Origin of the sequence: Bradyrhizobium lupini (genome assembly GCF_040939785.1) — a bacterium.
Lineage (GTDB): Bacteria > Pseudomonadota > Alphaproteobacteria > Rhizobiales > Xanthobacteraceae > Bradyrhizobium > Bradyrhizobium canariense_D.
The window spans coordinates 2,672,134-2,686,257 of the sequence record NZ_CP162553.1 but is presented as its reverse complement, the minus strand read 5'-3'; the positions used below and the strand labels follow the sequence as shown (position 1 = coordinate 2,686,257).

The window sequence follows — 14,124 nt, the reverse complement described above, 5'->3', positions numbered from 1 at the left end:
GCGGGCGCCCGCGGCGGGTTCGCGCTGCCGATCGCGTGTTTTCATGACTTGGGAGGACATGCTTTCACGTGCTCATGGGCTGCGACAGGTCCGGAGAGTGTTAATCGGCCTGCAAGTTTTGCAGGCTAATTGCTGGCCGCCATCATCATCCCTTCTCGGTGGAATATTGCCCGCATCAAGCATTCGGCCGGCTGCCACATCGAAGGATCACTGGAACCGGAGATCAGGGCCCACTTAAAGGCTGTCGCTGGGCCGAGAGCGACGTTCTTTTCCCGAATGCCATCATTCTCACTATCGCGGCGGACGCGAAAGGGGGTGAATTGGCGTACTACACCGCGGTTCGGATCCCGCAGGCGATCGACAAGAACAAGCTTGACAAGGGCCGCAAGGGTGGCCGCAATCAGGAGAACCTGCTTCGGCTGGAAATGCGCGTTGGAAGGTGTTCGCAAATTCGCGTCTCGAAGAATGAAGATCGACTCCGTTGTGGCGTCAGAAACCGATTTATGAGGCTGCGGTTTCGAAAGGTCGCTGCGAGCTTAAATCCCGCGAAGGCGTCAGGTCGATCCGCTACAATCGACCTGAGAATTCGAGAAAGCCGGCGCTGAAGGACATGAGAAAAGGTCCGGCAAGCTACGCGATCGCCTGAATGGAATTCGAGAAAACGCTTGCTGGCCGATCCAAGCCGTAGTGATCGCGCAGCGTTTTGCCCGCGTAGTCGTGCCGGAACAGACCGCGCCTGCGCAGGATCGGCACGACCTGCTCGGCGAAGATGTCGAATCCGCCGGGTAGCCAAGGCGGCATGACGTTGAAACCATCGGCCGCGCCGTTCTCGAACCATGTCTGGATGTTGTCGGCGATCTTTTCCGGCGGACCAGCGATCACCCAATGGCCGCGCGCCCCCGCTAGTCGTTGCACGAGTCGACGAAGGGTCGGTTTCTCGCGATCCACGATATCGACCACCAGCTTGAAGCGGCTGGCCACGCCGTGCGCGCTGCCAGTATCGATCAAATGACGGGGAAAGGGATCGTCGAGGTTAAAGCCTGAAAGGTCGAGCCCGAGCATCTGACGCAGCTGGCTCAGCGAATACTCTGGCTGGATCAGGTCATTGAATTCTTCCTGCAGCCGGTCGGCCTCGAGCTGCGTGCTGCCGATGAAAGGACTGATGCCGGGCAGGATCTTGATCTGATCCGGGCTGCGATCGAAGGCGCGAGCCTGGCGCTTGATGTCGGCGTAGAATTCCTGGGCACTCGCCAGTGTCTGATGCGCGGTGAAGATCGCCTCGGCGAAACGTGCTGCAAAGGCCCGTCCATCGTCGGACGACCCTGCTTGGACATAGACCGGCCGTCCCTGAGGCGTCCTTGAGATGTTCAGCGGCCCACGTACACGAAAATGCTTTCCGACGTGATTGATCGCGTGGATCTTGCCGGTGTCGGCGAAAATACCCGAGATGGGATCGTTGACAAGCGCGTCGTCCTCCCAGCTGTCCCAAAGCCGTGTGATCACGTCGAGATACTCCCGCGCCCGCTCGTAGCGTTCGTGATGCGGAGGATGCTCGGGTAGACCAAAGTTCTGCGCGGCCTGCGGCGAACTCGTGGTCACGATGTTCCAACCCGCGCGGCCACCACTGATATGATCCAGGGAGGCGAACAGTCGCGCCAGGTTGTACGGCTCGGTGTAGGTCGTCGACGCCGTCGCGATCAAGCCGATCCGACTGGTAGCCGATGCGATCGCCGTGAGCAGGGTGATCGGCTCGAGCCGAAACCGCTGGGCATAACGGACATTGTCCGCCAGCGCCGGGCCATCGGCAAAGAAGACCGCGTCGAACTTGTGCGCCTCGGCGCGCCGCGCCAGCTCCTGATAGTAGGTGACGTCGAGAATACGGTCGGATGCTGAATCTCTGTGACGCCAAGCGGCCTCGTGATGGCCGTCAGGATATATGAAGAAGTTGAGAGAAAGTTGCCGTCGTCCGCTCATGTCTGAGATCCGCATCCATTGGGAGCTGTAGGAAGCGAAACTCTACGTCTGCACCCGGTTTGATGTCGATGAAATGAATTTGCATTGTTGAGTCGGATGCAAGCATGAATCTTGCGAGCGGAGCGCTAAGCGGAGATCAGGGCAAGCGCCAGCACCAGAAAGGGTGCTAGCTGCAGCGACTTCATCACTCATACCGAGCAATGGTGCGTTGCCTCGGTGAAGATTGCATCCCTCTTTCGATCCGACGAGGCGTCATCATTGCAAATCTTTCGGCGTGAGCATCGATGGCAAAGCGTTCGTTGCCTATCGCCAAAAACAAAGCTGATTTCGTTTCATTGACTGGCGGCCGATCACCCGTACCATTCAGAGCCTCAACACGAGGGTCCGTCATGCTCCAATTTGATCCCGGCGATCGATGTTGCGGCTCCGGCCGTGTGCGGGAGCATGTTGCGGCCGAATAGGGCCCGCAGCCTGAAATGACCTGATTTATCTCCGCCGTCGCTCTTGCGACCGGCGTTCGGCGGAGCTTTGCCTTGGGATCGCATGGCGAGAAACGATCATGAGCAACACGACAAGCATCGACAATGTCATTCCGCGCGCGGACATCGTCAAGCGTGCGGCGCGGCTCGGCGCCGAGATCAGCAACATCAAGCTATCGGGCGATCTCGGCGACGAGACCGTCCGTGCCATCAACCAGGTGCTGCTCGAGCATAAGGTCATCTTCTTTCGTAACCAGGAACATCTCGACGATGCCGAGCAGGAGCGCTTTGCCATCCGGCTTGGCAAGCTGGTTCCCCATCCGACGGTCGGGGCGATCAAGGGGACGTCGTCGATCCTGGAGCTGGATTCCGGTCGAGGCGGTGGCCGCGCGGACCAATGGCATACCGATGTCACATTCGTCGATGCCTATCCGAAGATCTCGGTGCTGCGCGGGGTGGTGATCCCGCCCTATGGCGGCGACACGGTGTGGTCGAACACGGCGGCAGCCTATCTCGAGCTGCCGGCACCGCTGCGCAAGCTCGCCGACGAGCTGTGGGCGGTTCACAGCAATGCCTACGACTACGCCGTGAAGACGCAAGCAACTGAAGCGGATAGGAAACACTTCGACGAGGTGTTCACCGGAACGAGCTACGAAACCGAGCATCCGGTGGTGCGTGTCCATCCCGAGACCGGCGAACGGACCCTCGTGCTCGGCAATTTCGTCCAGCGTTTCGTTGGGCTGCCGAAGTATGACGGCCAGAAGCTGTTCGAGCTGTTCCAATCGCACATTACGGCGCCGGAAAACACCCTGCGTTGGAGCTGGAAGACCGGCGACGTGGCGATCTGGGACAATCGCGCCACACAGCATTACGCGGTCAACGACTACGGCGATCAGCACCGCATCGTCCGTCGCGCCACGATCGATGGCGAGGTGCCGCTGAGCGTGGACGGCCGGTCCAGCGTGACCCGCGTCAAGGCATCCAAACCTCAGGCCGCAAAAGCCGCTTGATTCAAGCCCACTCCAGGAAAACCATGAAATGAACGCGATAAGTCGAATGCTCCACGCGCCGCGGCACACCGTGCGCTCGGCCGCGCGAGTTCTTTTGGCCGGGGCCGTGGCGCTCGGCCTTACGGCCCCGGCGTTCGCCGAGCCGCCGCTCGAGAAGACCGAGATCCGTTACCAGGGTTGGGCGGGACAGGTGACCTTTACCGAGCTGGCCGAGGACCTCGGCTATCTCGCGCCGCTGAAACTGAAATGGGTCGGCAATACGATCAGCGGACCGCAGGATATTCAGACCGTGGTCACCGGTGACATCGACATCGGCGGCGCGTTCTATGGTGCGATCCTCAAGCTGATCGCGGCGAAAGCCCCGATCAAGGCGGTCGTCGGCTATTACGGCTCCGATGCCAATACCTATTATGGCTACTTCGTGAAGGACGACAGTCCGATCAAGACCGCGCGTGACCTGATCGGCAAGAAGGTGGCGGTCAACACGCTGGGCGCACATCTGGAGTTCGTATTGCGCGAGTACCTGGCTAGGTCCGGCCTCAGCCCGAGCGAGGCCAAGCAGGTCACGCTGGTGGCGATCCCACCGGTGAGCGGCGAGCAAGCGTTGCGCCAGGGTCAGGTCGAGGTGAGCGCGCTCAGCGGGGTCTTGCGCGACAAGGCCCTCGATCGTGGGGGCATCCGCTCGCTTTTCAATGACACCGATCTGTTCGGCCAGTTCACCGGTGGTGCCTACGTGCTGCGAGACAAATTCATCAAGGACAATCCCAATGCCTCGCGCAAGCTGGTGGAAGGGATTTCGCAGGCGATCGAATGGGCCCAGACCACAGCTCCGGAAGAGGTGAGGGCCCGGTTCGACAAGATCATCGCGGAGCGCAAGCGCAATGAGGATGCCTCCTCGATCAAGTACTGGAAGAGTACGGGCGTCGCCTCCAAGGGCGGCGTGATCTCGGATGCCGAAATCCAGGTCTGGATCGACTGGCTGGAGAAGGACGGCCTGTTCAAACCGGGGCAGGTCAAGGCCTCCGACACTTACACTAACCAGTTCAACTACTTTCGTCCCGGTAAGACGGCGGAGGCCCGATGACCTCGGTCAAAATCCGTATCGAGCAAGTCCGTAAGGAGTTTTTCCTGCGTGGCGAAGGGGGCGAGCAAAGAAAGCACTTTGCCGCGCTTGAGGACATCACGCTCGATGTTCGCTCCGGCGAGTTCCTGGCTCTTGTCGGCCCCAGCGGCTGCGGAAAGTCCACCTTGCTCGATCTGCTGGGCGGTCTCACGCTGCCCAGTAGCGGCCGGATTCTGCTCGATGGGCGGCCGATTGCCGGACCAGGTCGCGACCGCGGAATCGTGTTCCAGCAGTATGCGCTGTTTCCTTGGCGTTCCGCCATTGAGAATGTCGAGTTCGGGCTCGATATCGCAGGGCTCAAGCCCAAGCAGCGCCGCGACATCGCCCGGCATTTCCTTGACCTGGTCGGCCTGTCCGGCTTTGCCGACCGCTACCCGCACGAGCTCTCCGGTGGCATGAAGCAGCGCGTCGCGATCGCGCGGAGTCTCGCCTACGATCCGGAGGTGCTGCTGATGGACGAGCCGTTCGCCGCACTCGATGCTCAGACCCGCGAGACGCTGCAAGGAGAATTGCTCCGGATCTGGCGTGCCACCGGAAAAACCATCGTCTTCATCACCCATGGCATCGACGAGGCGATCGTGCTCGGCCAGCGGGTGGCCATGATGACGTCGCGCCCGGGCCGGATCAAGCAGGTATTCGACATTCCAGATGTGCTGCGCAGTGAAGATGGCGACGTACGCTCGCTATCCGAGTTCGGCCGCGTGCGTCACGACGTCTGGAGTCTTTTGCGCGAGGAAGTGTTGAAAGCACAGCAGGGACAATTGGCCAGCGCCATTGACACGCAGCGTGCCGCCGCCCGCAAAGTGAAAGAGGTTGCCCATGTCTAGTCTCGAAATGTTGACATTGCTGGAGGTTGCCCATGGGCGCCGAGAGCCGCTCACCAGCATGGAAAGACCGGCATCGCCCGTGGCGGACCGGATCCGCGCCGCGGCCCGCGGGCTGGCTGCCTTCGGGCACCGCTCGTTGCTGTTGATTGCCCTGCTGGCGGTCTGGGAGGCAGCTCCGAGAATCGGGCTGATCGATGCCGTGTTCCTGCCCCCCTTCTCGGAGGTTATCGCTGCGGGCTGGCAGCTTGCGCAAACCGGCGAGCTCTACGATGACGTCTCCGCCAGCCTGTTGCGCGCCCTGAGCGGATTTCTAATTTCGGTCGCGTTGATCGTCCCGCTCGGCGTGGCCGTCGGTTGGTATGCCCGGCTCGGTGATCTCGTCAATCAGTTCATCGAGATCTGCCGGAATACCGCGCCGCTCGCGCTGCTGCCGGTCTTCATCCTGCTGCTCGGCATCGGCGAAACGTCGAAGATCACGATGGTGGTCTATAGCTGCGCGTGGCCGCTGCTGCTCAACACCGTTGCCGCGGTGAAGCAGGTCGATCCGTTGCTGATCAAGTCGGCGCGGACCATGGGGGCGACTCCGCAGCAGCTGTTCCGCAAGGTGATCCTGCCGGCAGCGCTTCCCACCATCTTTGTCGGGATACGCCTCGCCAGCGCGTCGGCCATGCTGGTGCTGGTGGCGTCCGAAATGGTCGGCGCGAAGGCCGGCCTCGGCTATCTCATCATCAATAGCCAATACAGCTTCCTGATCCCGCAGATGTATTTCGGCATTCTCGGGATCACCGTCATCGGGCTGGCGTCCAATGCCGTTCTCGAAGCGCTGGAGCGGCGCTTCATGCGCTGGAAGGCGCCAGTGACGGCGTAATCCGTCAGCTCCACATGTGATGATCTAGCCGACGCAGCGCACGATTGAGATTGTTCCGCTTAAAGGAGTGTACGATGACAAGCCAACGCCATCGTGCCGAGCGCGTGTCCGCCCCGCCGGAGTCGGTTGAGTTCGATGCCGACGTGCTGGTCCTCGGCGGCGGACCTGCGGGCACTTGGGCCGCGGTGAGTGCGGCGGAACGCGGGGCGCGCGTTGTGCTGGCAGACAAGGGTTTTTGTGGCACGTCCGGGGCTACAGCTGCTGCCGGCACAGGCGTGTGGTACGTCGACCCGGATCCTGCGTTTCGCGAGGTGGCGATGGCCAAGCGCGAGAAGCTGGGCGGGCAGCTCCAAGACCGCCGTTGGATGGCACGCGTCCTCGATCAGACCTACCAGCAGAGCAACCGGCTCGCCGATTGGGGCTATCCTTATCCCAGCAATAACGAGGGTAAGTCGCAGCGCACCTCGCTGCAGGGTCCAGAATATATGCGCCTGATGCGCAAGAGGACCAAGCAGGCTGGCGTCACCATTCTAGATCATAGTCCTGCGCTCGAACTGCTCGTGGACGACAATGGCGCCGTTGCTGGTGCCAGCGGCCTGCGCCGGCAGAAGCATGATCGCTGGACGGTGCGGGCCAAGGCGGTCGTGATTGCAACAGGCGGCTGCGCGTTCCTGAGCAAAACCCTCGGATCGAATGTTCTGACCGGCGATGGATATCTTATGGCTGCGGAAACTGGCGCTGAATTCAGCAGCATGGAGTTCTCTAATCCATATGCAATTTCCCCGGCCTTCGGTTCGGTAACCAAGACCCTGTTCTACGGTTGGGCAACCTTTACCTATGAAGATGGCAGCGTTGTCCCCGGCGCGGCCTCGAAGGGTGGGCGCTCGGCTATTGCCCGAGCGTTGCTCGAGGGCGCGGTCTATGCGCGGCTCGACAAGGCTGATCATGACGTGCAGCGCCAGATGCGTGCGTCACAGCCGAACTTCTTCCTGCCGTTCGATCGCACCGGGGTCGACCCGTTTAGCGTTCGCTTTCCGGTCACGCTCAGGCACGAGGGCACCGTCCGCGGCACCGGCGGGCTCCGCATCGTTGACGACAGTTGTGCGACCAGTGTACCGGGCCTCTATGCGGCCGGCGATGCCGCGACGCGCGAGTTGATCTGCGGCGGTTTCACCGGCGGCGGCAGCCACAATGCGGCTTGGGCTATGTCATCGGGAAGCTGGGCGGGGCAGGGCGCCGCCGACTACGCCAAGCAGCTTGGTACGACCGTCAGGCGAAAACTGTCATCTGCGGGCACGGTCGCTCTTCGTAACCGGTCGCTGCGCCCGTTCGAACCCGCGGCGCTCGCAAGAGCGGTTCAGGACGAGGTCTTTCCGTATGAACTGAACTACTTTCGCGATGGGGCACGCTTGGATGGAGCACTGGCGCGTCTTGACGCGGCATGGATCGGCGTCTCGGACGCGGACGCGGCGAACGGAGCCGATGTGTTGCGGGCTCGCGAAAGCGCGGCCATGCTGGCGACGGCTAGGTGGATGTACCGCAGCGCGCTGGCGCGTCAGGAAACTCGCGGTATGCACCGCCGCGACGATTTTCCTGACCAGGATATCCAGCAGCGTCATTACGTGACGACAGGCGGTCTCAACGATGTCTGGACCTCGGTTCGGCCACACGCTGAAGCTGTCTATGCGGAGGCCGCGGAATGATCGAGGTCATCGATGCTGAGCGGTGCACATCGTGTGACATCTGTGTCAATGTGTGCCCGACCAACGTCTTCGATAAGACGGATGGAATTCCGGTCATTGCCCGTCAGGACGACTGCCAGACCTGCTTCCTTTGCGAGCTTTATTGTCCCGAGGATGCGCTTTGGGTCTCCCCCTTCGCCGATGAGAAGCAGCCCGTCGATCTCACGGGGCTCAAGCGAACGGCGGTGATGGGCAGCTATCGCCGAGCTGTCGGTTGGACCGACGACACGCGGGATCGCCGCGGCATCGACCAGAGCTATCTACTCTTTGGTCAGTGAGTGGCGGCGCTCGGACAGGCCGTTTCCGCTTAAGATGCATGCGCTCGGGCGCGTTCGCGGGCTTCGCGGCGACGCTGCAGCCGTTCGCGTCGGCGCTTCGCTCGCTCCATCGGCTGCGGCAACGATCGCACCCGCGACCCTGCCGTTTCGACCCTTACTTTCTCGACTGTTTCGTGTTCGGTCCGGCGCGCCTCCATGGATTCGAGCACGGCTCGTCCGTTCACAGTAATTCTCCAGCCGCCGTTTTGACGCTCGACGAGGCGGTCCGAAAAATGTCGAGCCCGGGCGCGCGCGGCCAGCCGCTTGGTGCGCTCGGCCCAGTCCGGGCCGCTGGTGGCGAGGATGGCCATGTCGCGCTTGAGGTCCGCCATCACGGCGAATCCCTCGGGGTAACTCACCAGGATCTTCAAGACCGTGACTTGGAAATTCACTCCGCACCTTGCCCGATCAACGCCACATCGTCGGCGCTTGTGTCAGGGCTTTCCGGCCGATCTGCCGTAGCTGGTCCGGTGTCCTCTCGCCGGTCTTTGCGGCCTCGAGGATCTTGCAGGCCACGTGAGTGCGAGCGCCGGTCTCGGAACTTGGTAGCTCTTCGCAGACCTCGTCGAGTACCGCTCGCAATAGAGCGGTTGTCGCTTGTTCAAACATGGTACGCCCCTCGGAAAGCCAGATCCTACCGTAAGTCTTTCAATCTTGGGATTCACGAATGTGAACTAATGAACTCTGCTGCACTGCACGAGCAGCTGGTCCACGGCCTTGTGCCGGAGCTGCAACATCGAGGGCTGTTCCGCACCGAGTACCACGGCTCGACCTTGCGCGATTCGCTCGGCTTGTCCCAGCCAGCGGGCTGAGGTCGCCACGCCCAACCGACGCTATGCTCTTTGGCCTTCAGCCACTCCCACGATATGCAGCTCAATGAGGTATCGTGAACGTGCGACAGACCTTGATTTCCGGCCTGAAAAAACACGGCGTGGGACCAGCAAGTCATTGATAATGCTTAGCGCACAGATAACTCTTAATCAGCGGGTCCCAGGTTCGAGCCCTGGTGCGCCCACCAAGTTTCTCTATAAATCAAATACTTGCGTTCCCCTTGAGATCGCATTCGTCTCGTGGGTCGACTTGGGTGACGTAAAACGGCCTCCTTGGCCAGGCTAGGGACTCTCGCAAGGATTAGATGTCGTGCGGCGGCGGTGCTTCGCGCCTCCAGGAGCTCCGCGTCGAGCCGCAATCGAGTCCTTGCATACCAACATCCGCGATAGGATTCGGCGCGCTCCATCTAGCCGGCGCAAACGCCTTCATTTATACAGCAGGTATATTCACCCGCTGCAAGCTGGGCCCTCGATTTTCCGTGGCGCACCCTCAGATTGCGCGCATCGCGTCGGCGAGCGATGAACGGCATACGCCGTGACGCGATGGCGGACGGTAAGGACAAAGATGGCTGCTCCGAGTGATCCGCCTTTTTCATCCACGGTCTCGTCCGTGATCGACGCTTTCCTGCAAAGGCTCGAGGACCACAAGACCCTTCCGCCAGCATCGCTCTCCGCGCTGCGACAGGCTTTGGCGGATCACAAGCTGGACGCAGAAAGCCTGCGGGAGGCGATCTTCACCCCTGCGGAGCAGACCGATGATCCAGATTGAAGAAATCGAAATTGTCGAGTTCCGTGGCATCCGGCATCTGAAGCGTTCGCTCGGGCGAAGGAGCCTCGGCATCGCGGGTCCGAACGGCACCGGTAAGAGCGGTATCGTGGACGCAATCGAGTTTGCCCTCACCGGAAACATCACGCGGCTTGGCGGCGCGGGCACGGCTGAGCTGAGTGTCAAGGCGCACGCGCCGCATGTGGACTCGAGCAAGAAGCCCGAGAACGCATTGGTCCGCCTCAAGGTCTATGCGCCTGCACTGAAGAAAACCATCACAATCGAACGGAGCGTCAAGAACGCAAGCATCGCGACGTTGAAGCCGAATGACGCCGACACTAAGGCCGTCCTCGCCCAGCTCGAAACCCATCCCGAGTTTGCGCTGTCCCGTCGCGAGATCATCAAATACATCCTCGTCCCGGCAGGGAAGCGGTCCCAATACGTCCAGGAGCTTCTGCGTCTCGATCAACTCGAAAAGCTGCGGACCTCGTTTCAGCGCGTTGCCAATGACGCAAAGCGAGATCATACCCGTGCTGAGGCGGAAGATCGGCGGACCAAGTCCGACTTCTATCGGCATGTTGACATTGCGGCTCCGAAGAAAAATGACCTGCTTGCCGCGGTGAATGCCCGGCGGGCCGTTCTGAAGCTCGATCCGATCACGGACCTCGCGCCGGCAAATGCCCTGAAGGCCGGCGTCAATGCAGAGGCCGAAGAGAAGGCGCCGCAGCCCTTTTCCAAGCTTGGTGCCAAGAGCGACCTTGCAGCCTATCAGGACTGTCTGGCTGTCTCGCAGCAGGCGGGAATACTAGGTGAGAAGGCTGCGGCTGTTGCCGGGCTTACCAAACTGACCGATGATCCTGCCTTGCTGAAGGTGGTCAAGCAACGTGCGCTGCTCGAACGGGGGCTCGAACTGATCGAGGAAGATGCTTGTCCGCTCTGCGACAATGTCTGGGAAATGGCCGCGTTGGTCGCCCATCTTCAGGAGAAGATCGCAAAGGCCGACGCCGCCTCCGCGGTTCTGAAGCAGCTTGCATCCGCAATCGCTCCTCTCACGGCGCACCTGCAGGCAGTGGTCCGCGAAGCCGGCAAGGTGGCCCAATGGTGCGAAAAGGCCAACCCTCCGATAGATGCTTCGGCGCTCGGCGCGCATGCCAAGGTGCTCGACGGCGACCGGGTCATCCTCGAGAAGATCGTTCGCGATCCAGCGGTCATTGCTGAGGCCCTGCAAGCGCTCGGCCGATTGGGTACGCCCACCCCCGGCGAGCTGCTCCAAGCCACAGACGGTCTGGCGGCCTACATCGACACGTTACCAGATCCTTCAAAGGAGGAAGCGGCGAAGGAGTTTCTGATCGTCGCGCAGGAAAAGTACGATCAATGCCGAGTGACGCAGCGCGCGCTGAGTTTGTCGGCGCAGCAGGCCGAGAAGGCTTCGGCCGTGCTGAGCCACTACGGCGCGGTCAGCACCGCAATCCTGGAGGGCATCTACGACAAGGTGCAGAAGGATTTCACCGAATACTACAGCTTCATCAACCGTGACGATGAGGACAAGTTCGAGGGCAAGCTCTCGCCGTCATTCGGCAAGCTCGCTTTCGATGTCGACTTCTACGGGCGCGGCAAGTTTCCTCCGGGGGCCTATCATAGCGAGGGCCATCAAGACGGCATGGGGCTTTGCCTCTATCTCGCGCTGGTGAAGCATACGCTTGGCGACGGGTTCACACTCGCCGTCTTGGACGATGTTCTGATGTCGGTCGACGCCGGCCATCGGCGTGAGGTCTGTGCACTCCTGAAGCAAAAGTTCCCAAACACCCAGTTTATTCTGACCACCCACGACGGGGTGTGGCTCAAGTTCATGCAGAGCGAAAAGCTAGTTCAGAGCACACTCAGCTTCGGCGGCTGGACGGTTGACGGGGGCCCACAGGTCTGGACCGAAGGCGATGTCTGGACGCAGATCGACGGATGCCTCGCCAAGGGCAATGTGCCGCAGGCGGCGGGAACGTTGCGGCGCTACCTCGAATTCACATCGACGATCTTAGCGGACAACCTGCGTGCTCGCATCGAATACCACGGTAACGGACAATACGATCTCGGCGATCTCTGGCCCAGCGTGCTGGCCGCATGGAAAGCCCGCCTCCAGGAGGCACGCGATTCTGCGGCCTCATGGGGCAAGAATATCCAGGAGGCCGAAACGCTCCAGGTGGAATCCAAGAAACGCGTTGCTGCGACGAAGTCAGAGGAATGGATGATCAACAAGGCCGTCCATTACAACGCCTGGGCGGATCTCCAGCCGAAGGAATTCGTTGCGGTCGCGAGTTCGTTTCAGGAATTGCTTCGGCTGATGCAATGCCCGAACACCGACTGCGGTGAGTTCCTCTGTGTTTCACCTATCAAGGGCGACAAGGAGGTGCTCCGCTGCAGCTGCGGCACGATTAGTCTCAACCTGGTTGCGAAAAAAGAAATGACGCGCAGTCGCAGCGCGTTTCAGCCCGGCCACGTTGTTTGATCCTGTTGAAGAACCGCTCAACCCAGTTGCAGGTCCGGTAGAGATAAAGGCTGAAGCAGATTGGATCGCTGCGATTGCTTTTCGCGGGATGTTGGCCTAGGTGCCCTTTTCAAGGCAAGCTCTCTGATCCAATCGACTAGCCGCAGCTGGCAAGGAGCATTCGACCTGAATTCAGACGAGATGGCAATTTTCCGGCAAGTCGGACGTCGTGTGCCTCGCCGGGGCTCAAAGCCAGCAATACCTGCAGACAATTGCTATCGACCACGCGTGATGGCGAGGATCGATATGCGATTATCCTATTTTCCGGTCAGGGTCGCCTACGGCTTCCAGCATTGGGACCTCTAGACTCGGAATCTCCGGCATCGCCTTGCCGGCGATCGCTTGCAGGTCACCCACCATGCCGACGGTCGACTCGATCACAGCCAATATTTGCGTTTCGCGCTTGGCCCACTGCCTCCCCAAGAATTTGCGCTCCTTGTCCAAATCCTCGCGCATATCGTTAAACTTCTCGACCACGGCATCTACCCGCTGGCGGAATTTCGTGCCGGTCAGGTACTGGTAGACCTGCTCCATCTTGGTCTGCTGTCCCTGTTGAACCATGCGCGAACTGTTGACGTCGATCAGTCCCTGGCGGAGAGCCACTGCAACCGGGAGCGCACATCGCGGATGAGCAACCCAGATGCCGTCGATGAGATCGAAATGTTCCACATGTTTCGGCAGGGTCTGTGAGACGATGAGCGCCACATCGGCGCCACAGCGGCGTTGATCATCGCGAAGTTTTGCAAGCCAGCCGTCGCTCCAGGCCTTTGTCCGTTTCGACTCCCAGAGGATGATGCCGGCGGGCTGACTGATCGAGCCGTTCACCTGCTGTATCACGTCGGCACCGAGCTCACCCTTGCCGACCGGTTCGATCAGATCGGTCGGAAACCTTCCTCGAAGCAATTCCTCGAGTTCAAGTTCGAGAACCTCACCTTGCGACTGTTGCGAACCTTGCTCTGCCTTGCGCTTCAACTCCTCGATCGTGCGGGCCATAGACTCGATCGTTTGGTCCTTTTCCGCAACGCGCAAGCGCGCAGCTTCGTCGGCATCCTGCTTTGCCTTAGCCTGGATTTCCCCGATGGATGCCTGCACGCGCTTTTCTATGGTTAAGTCGAGCTCGCGCTTTTCGTCCTCGAGCGCTCGTTGCTGTCGCATCATTTCGGCTTGTTGCTTCTGCGCCTCGGCGAGCTTGAGGTTATTGTTGGCCAAGTTGGCCCGCAGCTCTGCAGTCTCCGATTCTTTTGCCTCTAGCTCAGCAGCAGCCGCCTCGCGCGCCTTCTTTCCCTCGCTAGCGGCAAGTTGGGCCCTCTCTGCCGCCAATCGCTGTTTGACCTGGTCTTCGACTTGCTCGCGGTCCTTCGAAAGTTGCTCGCGTTCGAGCCGCAGCACCTCGAGTTTGCGAGCCAACTCGGCGTCCTTGCTCGCCAGCTGTTCCTGAAAGCGTCGACGCGTCTCAGCAAGCAGCGGAGCAGCCAACGATTCCGTCAAACGGATCTCGTGATTGCAATTGGGACATTGCAGGGTCGGTTCAGTTGAAGCTCCGGCTGCCGCTGCTTTAAAGCTCATGAACTTTCCTCATTCGGATCGGTGCGGATTGAACATCATCCAAGCGCGGTTGGGGCGTCTGAGGCGGCGATGTCCACATGCTG

The 14,124-nt window shown here is 60.7% G+C and carries 14 protein-coding genes and 1 pseudogene; 9 read left to right on the top strand and 6 right to left on the bottom strand.

What is annotated here, in order from left to right; all coding sequences use genetic code 11:
* Nucleotides 1-125: 125 nt before the first annotated feature.
* Both AB3L03_RS12865 and AB3L03_RS12860 read right to left on the bottom strand, forming a co-directional pair.
* Nucleotides 126-449 carry a hypothetical protein gene (locus AB3L03_RS12865; protein WP_368508741.1) on the bottom strand — a complete coding sequence of 108 codons (324 nt, stop codon included), beginning with the start codon at nucleotides 447-449 and terminating at the stop codon, nucleotides 126-128.
* 181 nt (nucleotides 450-630) lie between these two features.
* Nucleotides 631-1,974 carry an LLM class flavin-dependent oxidoreductase gene (locus AB3L03_RS12860; RefSeq protein ID WP_368508740.1) on the bottom strand — a complete coding sequence of 448 codons (1,344 nt, stop codon included), beginning with the start codon at nucleotides 1,972-1,974 and terminating at the stop codon, nucleotides 631-633.
* Between the two features lie 559 nt (nucleotides 1,975-2,533).
* On the opposite strand from AB3L03_RS12860, the gene AB3L03_RS12855 reads away from it, so the two are divergent.
* The 6 genes from AB3L03_RS12855 to AB3L03_RS12830 all read left to right on the top strand — a co-directional run bounded on the left by AB3L03_RS12855 (nucleotide 2,534) and on the right by AB3L03_RS12830 (nucleotide 8,301).
* A complete protein-coding gene (locus AB3L03_RS12855) occupies nucleotides 2,534-3,463 on the top strand; it encodes a TauD/TfdA dioxygenase family protein (RefSeq protein WP_368508739.1) in 930 nt (309 codons plus the stop codon).
* A gap of 46 nt (nucleotides 3,464-3,509) precedes the next feature.
* A complete protein-coding gene (locus tag AB3L03_RS12850) occupies nucleotides 3,510-4,547 on the top strand; it encodes an ABC transporter substrate-binding protein (protein WP_368508738.1) in 1,038 nt (345 codons plus the stop codon).
* Entirely contained in the window at nucleotides 4,544-5,413 is an 870-nt protein-coding gene (locus AB3L03_RS12845) for an ABC transporter ATP-binding protein (protein WP_204513384.1), read from the top strand. Before AB3L03_RS12850 ends, AB3L03_RS12845 begins: the two co-directional genes overlap by 4 nt.
* Entirely contained in the window at nucleotides 5,406-6,281 is an 876-nt protein-coding gene (locus tag AB3L03_RS12840) for an ABC transporter permease (RefSeq protein WP_198957589.1), read from the top strand. The genes AB3L03_RS12845 and AB3L03_RS12840 overlap by 8 nt, the downstream gene beginning before the upstream one ends.
* 74 nt (nucleotides 6,282-6,355) lie before the next feature.
* Complete coding sequence (locus AB3L03_RS12835; protein ID WP_368508737.1) at nucleotides 6,356-7,984, top strand: FAD-dependent oxidoreductase; 1,629 nt, start codon at nucleotides 6,356-6,358, stop codon at nucleotides 7,982-7,984.
* Complete coding sequence (locus AB3L03_RS12830; RefSeq protein WP_085383567.1) at nucleotides 7,981-8,301, top strand: ferredoxin family protein; 321 nt, start codon at nucleotides 7,981-7,983, stop codon at nucleotides 8,299-8,301. The genes AB3L03_RS12835 and AB3L03_RS12830 overlap by 4 nt, the downstream gene beginning before the upstream one ends.
* A 29-nt stretch (nucleotides 8,302-8,330) precedes the next feature.
* Here the strand turns inward: AB3L03_RS12830 and AB3L03_RS12825 are convergent, their stop codons facing one another.
* Nucleotides 8,331-8,732 (bottom strand): hypothetical protein, encoded by a 402-nt coding sequence (locus AB3L03_RS12825; RefSeq protein WP_368508736.1) that lies wholly within the window; start codon nucleotides 8,730-8,732, stop codon nucleotides 8,331-8,333.
* Nucleotides 8,733-8,748: 16 nt separating this feature from the next.
* Nucleotides 8,749-8,949: a hypothetical protein gene (locus AB3L03_RS12820; RefSeq protein WP_085348618.1), complete on the bottom strand. Its 201-nt coding sequence runs from the start codon at nucleotides 8,947-8,949 to the stop codon at nucleotides 8,749-8,751.
* A gap of 68 nt (nucleotides 8,950-9,017) precedes the next feature.
* Between AB3L03_RS12820 and AB3L03_RS12815 the strand changes: the two genes are divergently transcribed.
* The 3 genes from AB3L03_RS12815 to AB3L03_RS12805 all read left to right on the top strand — a co-directional run bounded on the left by AB3L03_RS12815 (nucleotide 9,018) and on the right by AB3L03_RS12805 (nucleotide 12,436).
* On the top strand, nucleotides 9,018-9,152 hold the full coding sequence (locus AB3L03_RS12815; RefSeq protein ID WP_274535501.1) for a hypothetical protein: 135 nt from the start codon (nucleotides 9,018-9,020) through the stop codon (nucleotides 9,150-9,152).
* 628 nt (nucleotides 9,153-9,780) lie between these two features.
* A complete protein-coding gene (locus tag AB3L03_RS12810; protein ID WP_368508735.1) occupies nucleotides 9,781-9,939 on the top strand; it encodes a hypothetical protein in 159 nt (52 codons plus the stop codon).
* On the top strand, nucleotides 9,926-12,436 hold the full coding sequence (locus AB3L03_RS12805) for an AAA family ATPase (RefSeq protein WP_368508734.1): 2,511 nt from the start codon (nucleotides 9,926-9,928) through the stop codon (nucleotides 12,434-12,436). Before AB3L03_RS12810 ends, AB3L03_RS12805 begins: the two co-directional genes overlap by 14 nt.
* Here the strand turns inward: AB3L03_RS12805 and AB3L03_RS12800 are convergent.
* Nucleotides 12,429-12,701: pseudogene (locus tag AB3L03_RS12800) on the bottom strand (IS5/IS1182 family transposase); the annotation flags it as partial. The gene AB3L03_RS12805 and the pseudogene AB3L03_RS12800 overlap by 8 nt on opposite strands.
* 26 nt (nucleotides 12,702-12,727) lie before the next feature.
* Entirely contained in the window at nucleotides 12,728-14,041 is a 1,314-nt protein-coding gene (locus AB3L03_RS12795; RefSeq protein ID WP_368508733.1) for a DUF2130 domain-containing protein, read from the bottom strand.
* Nucleotides 14,042-14,124: the final 83 nt, after the last annotated feature.

What these genes read in the sequence shown, in the direction of transcription:
- AB3L03_RS12860 (WP_368508740.1), bottom strand. Translation starts at nt 1,974, where the DNA reads ATGAGCGGACGACGGCAACTTTCTCTCAACTTCTTCATATATCCTGAC.
- AB3L03_RS12855 (WP_368508739.1), top strand. Translation starts at nt 2,534, where the DNA reads ATGAGCAACACGACAAGCATCGACAATGTCATTCCGCGCGCGGACATC.
- AB3L03_RS12850 (WP_368508738.1), top strand. Translation starts at nt 3,510, where the DNA reads ATGCTCCACGCGCCGCGGCACACCGTGCGCTCGGCCGCGCGAGTTCTT.
- AB3L03_RS12845 (WP_204513384.1), top strand. Translation starts at nt 4,544, where the DNA reads ATGACCTCGGTCAAAATCCGTATCGAGCAAGTCCGTAAGGAGTTTTTC.
- AB3L03_RS12840 (WP_198957589.1), top strand. Translation starts at nt 5,406, where the DNA reads ATGTCTAGTCTCGAAATGTTGACATTGCTGGAGGTTGCCCATGGGCGC.
- AB3L03_RS12835 (WP_368508737.1), top strand. Translation starts at nt 6,356, where the DNA reads ATGACAAGCCAACGCCATCGTGCCGAGCGCGTGTCCGCCCCGCCGGAG.
- AB3L03_RS12830 (WP_085383567.1), top strand. Translation starts at nt 7,981, where the DNA reads ATGATCGAGGTCATCGATGCTGAGCGGTGCACATCGTGTGACATCTGT.
- AB3L03_RS12820 (WP_085348618.1), bottom strand. Translation starts at nt 8,949, where the DNA reads ATGTTTGAACAAGCGACAACCGCTCTATTGCGAGCGGTACTCGACGAG.
- AB3L03_RS12815 (WP_274535501.1), top strand. Translation starts at nt 9,018, where the DNA reads ATGAACTCTGCTGCACTGCACGAGCAGCTGGTCCACGGCCTTGTGCCG.
- AB3L03_RS12805 (WP_368508734.1), top strand. Translation starts at nt 9,926, where the DNA reads ATGATCCAGATTGAAGAAATCGAAATTGTCGAGTTCCGTGGCATCCGG.
- AB3L03_RS12795 (WP_368508733.1), bottom strand. Translation starts at nt 14,041, where the DNA reads ATGAGCTTTAAAGCAGCGGCAGCCGGAGCTTCAACTGAACCGACCCTG.